General features: G+C 67.2%; 12 protein-coding genes. All 12 read left to right on the forward strand.

The genetic code is table 11. The features are described 5' to 3' along the window. The first annotated feature begins 130 nt into the window (after positions 1-130). The 12 genes from NL1_RS27015 (at position 131) to NL1_RS27070 (ending at position 12,788) form a co-directional block, all read left to right on the forward strand. Positions 131-1,063, forward strand: a complete 933-nt coding sequence (locus NL1_RS27015) for a Rossmann-like and DUF2520 domain-containing protein (RefSeq protein WP_067844954.1) — start codon at positions 131-133, stop codon at positions 1,061-1,063. Then, positions 1,063-1,989: a pantoate--beta-alanine ligase gene (gene panC, locus NL1_RS27020; protein WP_067844956.1), complete on the forward strand. Its 927-nt coding sequence runs from the start codon at positions 1,063-1,065 to the stop codon at positions 1,987-1,989. Before NL1_RS27015 ends, panC begins: the two co-directional genes overlap by 1 nt. 16 nt (positions 1,990-2,005) lie before the next feature. After that, positions 2,006-2,425, forward strand: a complete 420-nt coding sequence (panD, locus tag NL1_RS27025; RefSeq protein ID WP_067844957.1) for an aspartate 1-decarboxylase — start codon at positions 2,006-2,008, stop codon at positions 2,423-2,425. A 28-nt stretch (positions 2,426-2,453) separates the two neighbouring features. Further along, positions 2,454-3,248, forward strand: a complete 795-nt coding sequence (locus NL1_RS27030; protein WP_067844958.1) for a type III pantothenate kinase — start codon at positions 2,454-2,456, stop codon at positions 3,246-3,248. Positions 3,249-3,436: 188 nt separating this feature from the next. Then, a complete protein-coding gene (locus NL1_RS27035; RefSeq protein ID WP_169813608.1) occupies positions 3,437-4,033 on the forward strand; it encodes a cysteine dioxygenase in 597 nt (198 codons plus the stop codon). 8 nt (positions 4,034-4,041) lie between these two features. After that, on the forward strand, positions 4,042-4,464 hold the full coding sequence (locus tag NL1_RS27040; RefSeq protein ID WP_067845027.1) for a rhodanese-like domain-containing protein: 423 nt from the start codon (positions 4,042-4,044) through the stop codon (positions 4,462-4,464). 297 nt (positions 4,465-4,761) lie between these two features. Next, positions 4,762-6,228, forward strand: a complete 1,467-nt coding sequence (gene lysS, locus NL1_RS27045; RefSeq protein WP_067844962.1) for a lysine--tRNA ligase — start codon at positions 4,762-4,764, stop codon at positions 6,226-6,228. Positions 6,229-6,422: 194 nt separating this feature from the next. Beyond that, on the forward strand, positions 6,423-6,782 hold the full coding sequence (locus tag NL1_RS27050; protein ID WP_067844964.1) for a histone-like nucleoid-structuring protein Lsr2: 360 nt from the start codon (positions 6,423-6,425) through the stop codon (positions 6,780-6,782). A 252-nt stretch (positions 6,783-7,034) separates the two neighbouring features. Then, positions 7,035-7,658, forward strand: a complete 624-nt coding sequence (locus NL1_RS27055; RefSeq protein WP_067844966.1) for an FHA domain-containing protein — start codon at positions 7,035-7,037, stop codon at positions 7,656-7,658. 134 nt (positions 7,659-7,792) lie between these two features. Further along, positions 7,793-8,392 carry an anthrone oxygenase family protein gene (locus NL1_RS27060; protein ID WP_067844968.1) on the forward strand — a complete coding sequence of 200 codons (600 nt, stop codon included), beginning with the start codon at positions 7,793-7,795 and terminating at the stop codon, positions 8,390-8,392. A 106-nt stretch (positions 8,393-8,498) separates the two neighbouring features. After that, positions 8,499-9,443 (forward strand): esterase/lipase family protein, encoded by a 945-nt coding sequence (locus tag NL1_RS27065; protein ID WP_067844972.1) that lies wholly within the window; start codon positions 8,499-8,501, stop codon positions 9,441-9,443. 786 nt (positions 9,444-10,229) lie between these two features. Then, positions 10,230-12,788, forward strand: coding sequence for an ATP-dependent Clp protease ATP-binding subunit (locus tag NL1_RS27070; protein ID WP_067844974.1), 2,559 nt, complete (start codon positions 10,230-10,232; stop codon positions 12,786-12,788). The last annotated feature ends 6 nt before the right edge of the window (positions 12,789-12,794 follow it).

The following is a 12,794-nucleotide window of genomic DNA, read 5'->3' on the forward strand; positions in this document are numbered from 1 at the left end:
TGTTCGCGAAATCACGTCCCGGGGCCATGGCATCGGCAAACTTCGGGCCGATATCCTCGGTCCGTAACGTCTGGTACCCGCACTGCGGGACTGGAACGACATCGAGAGGACAGTGTTGACCTCGAGAAGCGTGACTTCTGACAACGCGACTTCGGGCTTCGACCCTGCGCCCGCACGCCTGACGGTGGGAATCGTCTCGGCGGGACGCGTGGGTTCCGCGCTCGGCGTCGCGCTCGAGCGCGCCGGGCACGTGGTGTTCGGCGTCGCCGCCATTTCCGATGCCTCCAAGCATCGTGCTCGGCTTCGGCTGCCCGAGTCCGAGATCCTGCCGGTCGAGGAGGTCGCCGCCCGCAGCGAGCTGTTGCTGCTCGCGGTGCCCGATACCGAGCTGGCCGGGCTTGCGCGTGGTCTGGCGTCCGCGGGCGTGGTCCGGCGGGGGACCATCGTGGCGCACACGTCGGGCGCGAACGGCGTCGGCGTGCTCGCACCGCTGACCGAGATCGGCGCGCTGCCGCTGGCGATCCATCCCGCGATGACTTTCACCGGCCACGACGAGGACGTCAGCAGGCTGGCGAACGCCTGCTTCGGCATCACCGCCGCCGACGACATCGGCTATGCGATCGCGCAATCGCTGGTGATCGAGATGGGCGGCGAGCCGGTGCGCGTGTCCGAGGAGAACCGGGCGCTGTATCACGCGGCGCTCGCGCACGGCAGCAATCATCTGGTGACCGTGGTGCTCGACGCGGTGGAGGCGTTGCGCGCGGCGCTGTCCGGTCCGGGTCTGCTCGGTCAGCAGCTCGTGAACGACCAGCCCAACGGGCTCGCCGAGCGCCTGCTCGCGCCGCTCGCGTCGGCCGCGCTGGACAACGCGCTGCGCCGCGGCCAATCCGCCCTCACCGGCCCCGTAGCGCGCGGTGACGCGGAGGCGGTCGCGACGCATCTCGCGGCGCTCGAGGCCACCGACGAGCGGCTCGCCGCCGGGTATCGCGCCATGTCGCTGCGCACCGCCGAACGAGCCAAGACCAATCCCGCACTGATCGAACTTCTGGAAGGACGTCGTTGATGGATCCGAAATTGCGCGGCGCCTACCGGCCCGGCGAACTCACCGTGCACCACGACCCGAACACGCTGGCCGCGGTGGCGAAGGCGCTGCGCGGTGTCGGCCGTTCCGTCGGCCTGGTACCCACCATGGGCGCGCTGCACGAGGGACACCTGGAGATCGTGCGCCGCGCGAAGCGGACCAATCAGGTGGTGATCGTCTCCGTCTTCGTCAACCCGCTGCAGTTCGCCGCGAACGAGGACCTGGACAAGTACCCGCGCACGCTCGACGCCGACGTGGAGCTGTTGCGCGCCGAGGGCGTCGACCTGGTGTTCGCCCCGAGCGCGTCCGACATGTACCCCGACGGTCCGCGCACCACGGTGCATCCCGGCCCGCTCGGCGCGGAGCTGGAGGGCGCGAGCCGCCCGACCCATTTCGCGGGCATGCTCACCGTGGTGGCCAAGCTGCTGCAGATCGCGCGGCCCAGCGAGGCGTTCTTCGGCGAGAAGGACTACCAGCAGCTCACGCTCATCCGGCAGATGGTGCGCGACCTGAACTTCGACGTGAAGATCGTCGCGGTGCCGACCGTGCGCGAGCAGGACGGTCTCGCGCTCTCCTCGCGCAACCGCTACCTCGATCCGGCGCAGCGCGAGGCCGCGCTCGCCCTCTCCGCGGCGCTGTCGGCGGGCAGGCACGCGGCCGGTCTGGGCGCCGAGGGCGTACTCACCGCCGCCCGCGCCGTGCTCGAGGCCGCGCCCGGCGTCGACATCGACTACCTCGAAGTGCGTTCTTCGACCCTCGGCCCGGCCCCGGCCTCCGGCAACGCCCGGTTGCTCGTGGCCGCCAAGGTCGGCGCCACCCGGCTGATCGACAACATCGCCGTCACCCTCGGCGCCTCGATCGACGGCCACCCCAATCTCGAATCCCAGCCGGAACCGGCAGCTTTCTAGAAAGGCGACGACGAAGATGTTGCGCACCATGATGAAGTCCAAGATCCACCGTGCCACCGTGACCCACGCCGATCTGCACTACGTCGGGTCGGTGACGGTGGACCAGGATCTGATGGACGCCGCCGATCTGCTCGAGGGCGAGCAGGTCTGCATCGTCGACATCGACAACGGCGCCCGCCTGGAGACCTACGTGATCGCGGGTGAGCGCGGTTCGGGCGTGATCGGCATCAACGGCGCCGCCGCGCACCTGGTCCATCCCGGTGACCTGGTCATCCTCATCGCCTACGGGATGATGAACGAACAGGAGATCGCCGAGTACGACCCCAAGGTCGTCTTCGTCGACGAGCGCAACCGCCCGGTCGAGCTCGGCTCCGATCCGGCGCACGCCCCTGAGGGTTCCGGCCTCACTTCACCGCGTTCGCTCACCTTCGCCTGACGGCGCCTATTCGAAAGTCGGGGGAGCAATGCTGCTGACCATCGACGTCCGCAACACCAGTATCGAGCTAGGCCTGTTCTCCGGCAGCGGTTCGCACGCCAAGCTGGTGCGGCACTGGCGGATGCACACCAATCCGCTGCTGACCGCCGACGAGTTCGCCATGCAGGTGCGCGGGCTGGTCGGCGCGCAGCTGGACGAGGTGACAGGCGTCGCGGCCCTGTCGACGGTGCCGCCGGTGCTGCACGAACTGCGCGCCATGCTGGAGCGGTACTGGCCGCACGTGCCGCACGTAGTGGTGGAACCCGGTGTGCGGACGGGAATTCCGCTCCTGGTCGACAACCCGAAGGAGATCGGCGCGGACCGGATCGTGAACGCGCTCGCCGCCCAGCAGCGTTTCGGCTCGGCGGCGATCGTGGTCGATTTCGGCACCGCGACCACGGTGGACCTGGTCTCGGCGAAGGGCGAGTTCCTCGGTGGTGTCATCGCGCCGGGCGTCGCCATCTCCAGTGAGGCGCTGATCGAGCGGGCCGCGCTGCGCCGCGTCGAGTTGGCGCGCCCGCGTTCGGTGGTCGGCAAGAACACCGTGGAGGCCATTCAGTCCGGCGCGGTGTTCGGATTCGCCGGGCTGGTGGACGGCCTGATCGACCGCATCCGCGACGAACTCGACGCCTTCGCGGGTACCGACGTGGCCGTGGTCGCCACCGGCATCAGCGCGCCGCTGATCGTGCCGGAATCGGAGACCATCGACCACCACGAGCCGCATCTGACCCTGACCGGCCTTCGCCTGGTCTACGAACGCAACCAGCAGCGCCGCAAATTCTGACCGGCGGCCCGGGTGGGGCGTGGATCACCCCGGGTGGGGCTGTTGCTCCCGCGAAGACCGCTGCTAGACTCGCCGACGTGTATTTCCGCGTGACCACCCAGGAGTGTTGTCGAGGCTGATTCCGGCCTCGACCGATCGAGGCCGACTTCGAGTCCCTCGACCGATCCCCACCTCCTGGAGATTCGCTCATGCGTTCCTCTGTTCTTTCCCTCAGTTCCGCACGTGACAGCCTGTCGGCCCGGCCGCCGGTGGATCGTGCCGTCGCGCCCGCGCTCCCGACCCGGCTGCGCCCCGCCGATCTGCTGCGGCTGACCGACGAGGGCGCCGAGGACGTGCTCGCGGGCCGGTACGACCACTTGCTGCCCGAGGGCGGCGTCTGGCCCGTCGACGAGCGCTGGGCGACCCGGCTGCTCTCCGACGACGAGGTCGACGTCTGGCTGATCAGCTGGACGCCGGGCAAGTCCACCGAACTGCACGATCACGCCGGATCGCTGGGCGCGCTCACCGTGCTCAGCGGCGCGCTCTCGGAATTCCGCTGGAATGGCACGGAATTGCGCAGGCGCACGCTGACCGCGGGCGATCAGGCTTCCTTCCCCATCGGCTGGGTGCACGACGTGATGCGCGCACCGGCCGCCGCCGAATCCGCGGGCCCGCTCGACCCGACCCTGAGCGTGCACGCCTATTCCCCGCCGCTGACCGCCATGTCCTACTACGAGGTGACCGGCCACGGCACCCTGCGGCGCACCCGAACCGTTCTCACCGACCAGCCCGAAGGTGATATGTGATGGCCCGCTTGACCATCGATCAGATGCTCGACGACGCGCGCGCTCAGCTCGACAGGATCTATGCGTTCGAATTGCCCGCTGCGCTCGCCAGGGGCGCCATTCTGGTGGACATCCGTCCGCAGGCGCAGCGCGATCGGGAGGGCACGCTACCCGGCGCCCTGGTGATCGAGCGGAATGTCCTGGAATGGCGGCTCGATCCGACGAGCTCGGCGCGTTTGGCGCTGGCCGCGAATCACGAGGTGGAATGGATCGTGGTGTGCTCCGAGGGTTACACCTCCAGCCTGGCCGCCGCCTCGCTGCAACAACTCGGGCTGCACCGGGCCACCGATCTGATCGGCGGTTACCAGGCGCTCAAGGCGGCAGGCCTGCTCACCATTGCCAGCCGGGCGCCGCACTTCGCCCGCGAGGTCACCGCGCTCGCCTCGCTGTAATTCGGTGCGAGATCCTTCTATCTCGAAATAGTAGGTAGCGCAATCGGTTTCGGTTTTCCGGCGGCTTTCGTTCCGAAAGCGGCCCGCTGAAACTCGACCGGGGTGCGCGTTGGAAACCGATGCCGATTCGTTACTATCGGGCGGAGCCCGGGCGGCCCGCAAAACGATTTCCGGTGCACGCTAGGGTTGTCGGATGTGAGCACCCCGAACACGCCCCCGCCCGGTCGCTCCGTGGGTTCGGTTCCTGCGGCGCAATCCAGCCGACCCGCCCCGGAAGCAGACGACGTCCCGGAGCAGATGCGAATTCGCAGGGAGAAGCGTGAGCGGCTGCTCGCGGGGGGCGTCGAGGCGTATCCGGTGGTCGTCCCCCGTACGCACTCGCTGTCCGAAATTCGGGCCGCCTTTCCCGATCTGCCCGCCGACACCCAGACCGGTCAGCAGGCCGGCGTGGTGGGGCGCGTCATTTTCCTGCGCAATACCGGCAAGCTGTGCTTCGCCACCCTGCAGGAGGGCGACGGCACCAAGCTGCAGGCCATGATCAGCCTGAACGGCGTCGGGGCGGACGCGCTCGCGGCCTGGAAGGCCGATGTCGACCTCGGTGACTTCGTTTTCGTGCACGGTGAGGTCATCGCCTCGCGCACGGGCGAATTGAGCGTCATGGCCGATTCCTGGTCCATGTCCGCGAAGGCGCTGCGGCCGCTGCCGGTGGCGCACAAGGAGATGAACGAGGAGTCCAGGGTCCGGCAGCGCTACGTCGACCTGATCGTGCGTCCCGAGGCCAGGGAAATGGCACGCACCAGAGTCACGGTGGTGCGCGCGCTGAGGGCCGCGCTGGAACGCCGCGGCTTCCTCGAGGTGGAGACGCCGATGCTGCAAACGCTGCACGGCGGCGCGGCGGCCCGGCCGTTCATCACCCGTTCCAATGCCCTCGATATGGACCTCTACCTGCGCATTGCGCCGGAACTGTTCCTCAAGCGCTGCGTGGTCGGCGGTTTGGAGAAGGTCTTCGAGGTCAACCGGAACTTCCGCAACGAAGGCGCCGACTCCACCCATTCGCCCGAGTTCGCAATGTTGGAAACGTATGAGGCTTACGGCACCTACGACGACTCTGCGAAGATGATCCGGGAATTGGTGCAGGAAGTCGCGCAAGAGGCTTTTGGCACCCAGGTGGTGACCCTCGCGGACGGTACCGAATACGATCTTCGGGGCGAGTGGGCAACCGTCGAGATGTACCCTTCGCTGTCCGATGCGCTCGGTGTCCGGGTCACCCCGGAAACATCGGTCGAGGAATTGCTGGCACTCGCCGATCGGGTTGGACTGGAAATTCCGGAGGGCAAGGGCTACGGTCACGGCAAACTGGTCGAAGAACTGTGGGAGCACGAGTACGGCGACAAGCTCTATGCGCCGACATTCGTGCGCGACTTCCCCGTCGAGACCTCGCCGCTGACCCGTCAGCACCGCAGCAAGCCCGGAGTTACCGAGAAGTGGGATCTGTATGTCCGCGGCTTCGAGTTGGCCACCGGCTATTCGGAGTTGGTGGATCCGGTGATCCAGCGCGAGCGGTTCGTGGATCAGGCGCGGCTGGCCGCGCAGGGTGACGACGAGGCAATGGCGCTGGACGAGGACTTCCTGGCCGCGATGGAGCACGGCATGCCGCCGACAACCGGAACCGGTATGGGAATCGATCGGTTGTTGATGGCACTGACGGGATTGGGAATCCGCGAAACGATACTGTTCCCAATTGTGCGTCCGGTCACTCGGTGAGGTGTGCGCGACCGGCGTGGAGGCGACGCCGGAGCGTAACCCAGGCAGCGACTGGCGAACGCGCAAATCAAACAGAGTCGGGTTCGTTTCGATAGCCGAAGTCTCGTCTTGGAATTTTCTGAATTCGAGGTATTCTTGCCTCGGGTAATCGGCCTAGTATGCGGGTCGCACGATTTCGAGAGGACGTTCATCTCATGGCAAAGAAGGTCACCGTTAGCCTGATCGACGATGTCGACGGTGAGTCCATCGCGGACGAGACCATCGAGTTTGCGATCGACGGTGTGTCGTACGAGATCGACCTGTCGTCGGCAAATGCCGCGAAGCTGCGGGACGGGCTGGAGCAGTGGGTTTCCAGTGCGCGCCGGGTGAGCGGCCGTCGCCGCGTGAAGGCCGCCGCGGGTGCTGCCGCGGCCCCGAAGAGCCGGGTCTCGATCGACCGGGAACAAAGTGCGGCAATTCGCGAGTGGGCGCGCCGGAATGGCCACAAGGTCTCCGCCCGCGGTCGTATCTCCGCCGACATCACCGACGCGTACAACAAGGCCGCGAAGGGCTAGTTCATTTAACCGCTGCCGCCTGGGCGAATCGTGCGACGCCCGGGCGGCAGCATCGTTTGTGATAGTTCTTCGATATAAGGCGTACCTCCGCCTTCGCTTCGGCCGTGCGTGAGAAGGAGACGGACTTCGTCCGGCTACGCCACCCGATGGACCACCGGTGCGACTCGATCTTGCTCGTGGTACCCCGACGCGGCACCATGGAAACGTGCGAAGGTCGTCACTGGCGGTATGGAGAGATGAGGTATCGGCACAGTGACTGGATTCGTCGGATCATTGTTGCGATTCACCGATGACTCGGGCCGCCAGCAGGAGTTGTTGTTGAGCCCGGAGCAGCAACGCGTCACCATCGGCCGCTCACCGCAGGCCGATCTGGCGCTGCGCTGGGACGCGGAGGTGTCCCGGCTGCACGCATCGATCGAATACTTGGGCGCGCATTGGACGATCGTCGACGACGGTCTTTCCCGCAATGGCACCTTCGTCAACGGGGAGCGCTTGGTCGGCAGACGCCGCCTGATGGCCGGCGACCGGATCCGAGTCGGCACCTCGCTGGTCTCCTTCCACGATTTCGGCGCCGTCGCCGACGATGCCACCCGCACCTCCACCGGCGCGATTCCCACGCTCCGTTCGCTCACCGAGACGCAGCGCGCGGTGCTCGTCGCGCTGTGCCGTCCGTACAAGAACGGCGCGGGCTTCGCGACCCCGGCCTCCAATCAGCAGATCGCCGAGGAACTGTTCCTGAGCGTCGACGCCATCAAGACCCACCTGCGCGCGCTGTTCGCCAAGTTCGGCGTGGAGAGCCTGCCGCAGAACCAGAAGCGGGTGCGTCTGGCGGCGCTGGCCATGCAGAGCGGCATCATCTCGGACCGGGATCTCTGAACCGCACCGCGCTCGTGGACGCCCGCTTAAACAGGCGAGCGTCTCGACCATGGAGGAGCGGGCCCGTTCGCGGTTGACTAGTCCTCGTTGCCGGACCGAAGATTCGGACCGGACTGTGAGGCAGGAGAAATCGAATGTTCGCGCTGAGAATCGCTGCGCTGGTGGCGGCTGTGTTGGCAACGGGTCTGACCGCGGGTGTGTTCTACGCCTACGCCATCTCGGTGATGCCCGCGCTGAACCGCAGCGACGATCGGACCATCATCGACGTGATGCAGAAGATCAACGTGGTCATCATCAATCCCTGGTTCATGATCGCCTTCATGGGCACCGTCGCGTTCGGCATCCTCGCCGCCGTGCTGCACCTGAGCAAGGAGCACCGCGCGACCCTGGTGTGGATCGCAATCGCCGTGGCGCTCAACGTGATCGCCTTCGCGGTGACCGCGGGCTTCAACGTCCCGCTCAACGACCAGCTGGCCGCCGCGGGCGATCCGGGGCAGATCGCCGACCTGGCCGCGGTGCGCGCCGACTACGAGTCCGCGTGGGTGCGCTACAACGTGATTCGCGCGGTTGTGCACACCCTGGCCTTCCTGGTGCTGTGCGGCGCGCTGTTCGCGGCGGGCGTCCAGCAGGGCAAGAGCGTAGCCGCAGGTACGGGCGCCGCCCAGGAGGCGACCGCGTTCGCCGCGCCGGGCGGATTCGGCGCGCCGTACGCCGCGCCGCGCCGACTCGGCTGATTCGAGCCGCTGAGCGGGGGCTGCGTAAGTTACCCGCCGGTATAGGCGCTACTGGGACACGCCGTCGGTAGCTTCTTCTGGAGCAACTTCCAGAATTGGAGGCTCCATGCGGCGTGTTCCATTTTCGTTCGTGGTCGTCTTCATGTTGGTCGCGCTGTGGGTCGGCGCGGCCGGTTCGGCAAACGCCGAGCGATATCCGGTCGTCTACGACTTGTTCTCCGGCGTCCCGGCCGAGCTCGCCCGCCCGGGCGGTTCGCTGCCGGGCTCGAACAACTGGTCCTGCCGCCCGAGCGCCCGGCACCCCAATCCGGTGGTCCTCGCGCACGGCACCGGCGGTGGCGCGCAGACCAATTGGGGTGTGTACGCGCCGCTGCTCGCCAACGAGGGCTACTGCGTCTACGCGCTGACCTACGGCGCCCCCGCCCTGCCGTGGCCGATATCCGCGATCGGCGGTTTGCGTCCGATGGAGCAGAGCGCGCCGCAGTTGGCGGCCTTCGTCGACCGCGTGCTCGCCGCGACCGGCGCCAAGCAGGTGGACATCATCGGCCACTCGCAGGGCAATTTCATCGCCAACTACTACGTCAAGCGGCTCGGCGGCGCGAGCAAGGTCGACAAATTGATCGGCCTCGCACCGCCCTGGCTCGGGAGCAACGCGGCGGGCCTCAGCGACGCCGCCGCCTTCGCCGCCCGCCTCGGCGCGAGCGCGGCCTTCGACCTGGCGGCAGGCGGCTGGTGGTGCCAGGCCTGCACCCAGGTCATCGCGGGTTCGCCCTTCCTGAAATTGATGAACGCCGACGGCGTCTACCACCCGGACGTCGTCTACACGAACATCGCCACCCGGCTCGACCAGTCCGTCGTCCCGTACACGGCCGGTCTGGTTCCCGCGCCGAATGCCAAAAATGTCGTGGTCCAGGACGGCTGCGCCCAGGACTACTCCGAGCACGCGGGCATCGCGGGCAGCCCGCGCGCGGCGGGATTCGTCCTGAACGCGCTGGACCCGGCCCACCCGCGGCAGGTGCCGTGCGAGTACGTGCCACCGTTCACGGGCTAGGACCTTCGCTCTGGCCGTGTGCGGCATGAAGGCGGATTCCGTCCGCCGTCGATTCGGCCGCGCGCGGTCGAGGCCGGGTTTCGATAGGCAGTGTTGGTCGTTCGCATAGAAACGGCCGTCCGGGTTTCGGGCGGAGGATGTGCGGCCGCGTCGGTGCTGCGCACCGAATCGGACCTGCGCGTTTGCTCTGCCGTGCGTGGTTGGAGATCGGACATTGTCGCGCAGTGTCGGTCGTGTCGGTTTCGGCCCTGCGCGGATTGAGTCGAATGGTGCTCGCCAGCATCTGTCGTGCGCACCTTCACCTCCGCTCGGCCGTGCGAGGGCAGGCTTCGTCCAGCGCGCTCATTGTGTGCACCTCCGCATTTGCTCGCGTTGCGCGCGGTGCAAGGAGCGGCTCGGTCCGGCAGTGCTGTCGGCGTGCGTCCGTCTTTCGGTCGGCGCAGGATTCTCGGGAACACGGGGAGGGATTCGGTCGTTTGCACTGGCAAGGGCGTTCATGGAGTGATGGCGGGCCCGGATCCGGGTGACACCGTCGGGTCGGGGACTGTTCGCTGTTGGCAAAACCGGATCGGAAACGAAACCCGCAACGCTCACGTTATGAGTGAATGACCGTGCTGTCGCTGGTCCCCAATAGGGTGGACTGGAGGCGGTGCGAACCCCCGCCAACTAGAGTGGAGGCGGGGGCCGCAAGCCCCGGGCTTCATGGCAGGCTGACGACCGCAGGGTTGAACACAGCACTGAAGCGTCGGACGCCATTGAAGGTCTGAGCAGGAGAGTGAGGGAGCGATGTTCGAGAGGTTCACCGACCGCGCGAGGCGTGTCGTTGTCCTGGCCCAAGAAGAGGCCCGGATGCTCAACCACAACTACATCGGCACCGAGCACATCCTGCTTGGCCTCATCCACGAGGGCGAGGGGGTCGCGGCGAAGTCGCTGGAGTCCCTTGGTATTTCGCTGGAGGGTGTGCGCAGCCAGGTGGAGGAGATCATCGGCCAGGGTCAGCAGGCCCCGTCCGGTCACATCCCGTTCACCCCGCGCGCGAAGAAGGTGCTGGAGCTGAGCCTGCGCGAGGCGCTGCAGCTCGGCCACAACTACATCGGCACCGAACACATCCTGCTCGGTCTCATCCGCGAGGGTGAGGGCGTGGCGGCGCAGGTGCTCGTCAAGCTCGGCGCCGACCTCAACCGGGTGCGCCAGCAGGTCATCCAGCTGCTGTCCGGGTACCAGGGCAAGGAGCCGGTGGAGTCCGGCTCGCGCGGCGAGGCCGGGACCCCGTCCACTTCGCTGGTGCTCGACCAGTTCGGTCGCAACCTGACCCAGGCCGCGCTCGAAGGCAAGCTCGACCCGGTCATCGGCCGCTCGAAGGAGATCGAGCGCGTCATGCAGGTGCTCAGCCGCCGCACCAAGAACAACCCGGTGCTGATCGGCGAGCCCGGCGTCGGCAAGACCGCCGTCGTCGAGGGTCTCGCGCAGGCCATCGTCAACGGCGAGGTGCCCGAGACCCTCAAGGACAAGCAGCTCTACACCCTCGACCTGGGTTCCCTGGTCGCGGGCAGCCGCTACCGCGGTGACTTCGAAGAGCGCCTGAAGAAGGTGCTCAAGGAGATCAACACCCGCGGCGACATCATCCTGTTCATCGATGAGCTGCACACGCTGGTCGGTGCGGGCGCGGCCGAGGGCGCCATCGACGCGGCCTCGATCCTGAAGCCTAAGCTGGCCCGCGGCGAGCTGCAGACCATCGGTGCCACCACCCTCGACGAGTACCGCAAGTACATCGAGAAGGACGCCGCCCTGGAGCGCCGGTTCCAGCCGGTCCAGGTGGGCGAGCCGACCGTCGAGCACACCATCAACATCCTCAAGGGTCTGCGCGACCGCTACGAGGCGCACCACCGGGTGTCCATCACCGACGGTGCGCTGGTGGCCGCCGCGACGCTGGCCGACCGCTACATCAACGACCGGTTCCTGCCGGACAAGGCGATCGACCTGATCGACGAGGCGGGTGCCCGGATGCGCATCCGCCGGATGACCGCTCCGCCGGACCTTCGCGAGTTCGACGACAAGATCGCGGACGCGCGCCGGGAGAAGGAGTCCGCGATCGACGCGCAGGACTTCGAGAAGGCCGCGCGGCTGCGCGACAAGGAGAAGCAGCTCGTCGCCAAGCGCGCCGAGCGCGAGAAGCAGTGGCGTTCCGGTGATCTGGATGTCGTGGCCGAGGTCGACGACGAGCAGATCGCGGAGGTGCTGGCCAACTGGACCGGTATCCCGGTGTTCAAGCTCACCGAGGAGGAGACCACCCGTCTGCTCCGCATGGAGGACGAGCTGCACAAGAGGATCATCGGCCAGGAGGACGCGGTCAAGGCCGTCTCCAAGGCGATCCGCCGCACCCGCGCCGGCCTGAAGGATCCGAAGCGTCCGTCCGGCTCGTTCATCTTCGCCGGTCCGTCCGGTGTCGGTAAGACCGAGCTGTCCAAGGCGCTGGCGAACTTCCTGTTCGGCGACGACGACGCGCTCATCCAGATCGACATGGGCGAGTTCCACGACCGCTTCACCGCCTCGCGTCTGTTCGGTGCCCCTCCGGGCTACGTCGGCTACGAGGAGGGCGGCCAGCTCACCGAGAAGGTGCGCCGCAAGCCGTTCTCGGTCGTGCTGTTCGACGAGATCGAGAAGGCCCACCAGGAGATCTACAACACCCTGTTGCAGGTCCTGGAGGACGGCCGCCTCACCGACGGCCAGGGCCGGACCGTGGACTTCAAGAACACGGTGCTGATCTTCACCTCGAACCTCGGCACTTCGGACATCTCGAAGGCCGTCGGACTGGGCTTCACGCAGTCCAACAGCGAGGGTTCGAACTACGAGCGGATGAAGCTCAAGGTCAACGACGAGCTGAAGAAGCACTTCCGCCCCGAGTTCCTCAACCGCATCGACGACGTGATCGTCTTCCACCAGCTCACCACCGACCAGATCGTCATGATGGTGGACCTGATGATCGGCCGCGTCGCCACGCAGCTGAAGAACAAGGACATGGCGATCGAGCTCACGGAGAAGGGCAAGAGCCTGCTCGCCAAGCGTGGCTTCGACCCCGTGCTCGGTGCCCGGCCGCTGCGCCGCACCATCCAGCGCGAGATCGAGGACCAGCTGTCGGAGAAGATCCTCTTCGGCGAGATCGGCCCGGGCCAGACCATCCTGGTCGACGTCGAGGGCTGGGACGGCGAGGGCTCCGGCGAGGACGCCAAGTTCACCTTCACCGGCAAGGCGAAGCTGACCAAGACGCCCGTCGAGGAGAAGCCCGAGGTCGTGCTGACCGGCGCGGGTGAGGGTACCGCGACCGAGGCCGCGTCCGGCGAGTAAGCCGCA

Origin of the sequence: Nocardia lijiangensis NBRC 108240 (assembly GCF_001613045.1) — a bacterium.
Lineage (GTDB): Bacteria > Actinomycetota > Actinomycetes > Mycobacteriales > Mycobacteriaceae > Nocardia > Nocardia lijiangensis.

Bases quoted from the DNA above. Each gene is read 5' to 3' on its own strand.
- panC (WP_067844956.1), top strand. From the start codon at position 1,063: ATGGATCCGAAATTGCGCGGCGCCTACCGGCCCGGCGAACTCACCGTG.
- panD (WP_067844957.1), top strand. From the start codon at position 2,006: ATGTTGCGCACCATGATGAAGTCCAAGATCCACCGTGCCACCGTGACC.
- NL1_RS27030 (WP_067844958.1), top strand. From the start codon at position 2,454: ATGCTGCTGACCATCGACGTCCGCAACACCAGTATCGAGCTAGGCCTG.
- NL1_RS27035 (WP_169813608.1), top strand. From the start codon at position 3,437: ATGCGTTCCTCTGTTCTTTCCCTCAGTTCCGCACGTGACAGCCTGTCG.
- lysS (WP_067844962.1), top strand. From the start codon at position 4,762: ATGCGAATTCGCAGGGAGAAGCGTGAGCGGCTGCTCGCGGGGGGCGTC.
- NL1_RS27050 (WP_067844964.1), top strand. From the start codon at position 6,423: ATGGCAAAGAAGGTCACCGTTAGCCTGATCGACGATGTCGACGGTGAG.
- NL1_RS27060 (WP_067844968.1), top strand. From the start codon at position 7,793: ATGTTCGCGCTGAGAATCGCTGCGCTGGTGGCGGCTGTGTTGGCAACG.
- NL1_RS27065 (WP_067844972.1), top strand. From the start codon at position 8,499: ATGCGGCGTGTTCCATTTTCGTTCGTGGTCGTCTTCATGTTGGTCGCG.
- NL1_RS27070 (WP_067844974.1), top strand. From the start codon at position 10,230: ATGTTCGAGAGGTTCACCGACCGCGCGAGGCGTGTCGTTGTCCTGGCC.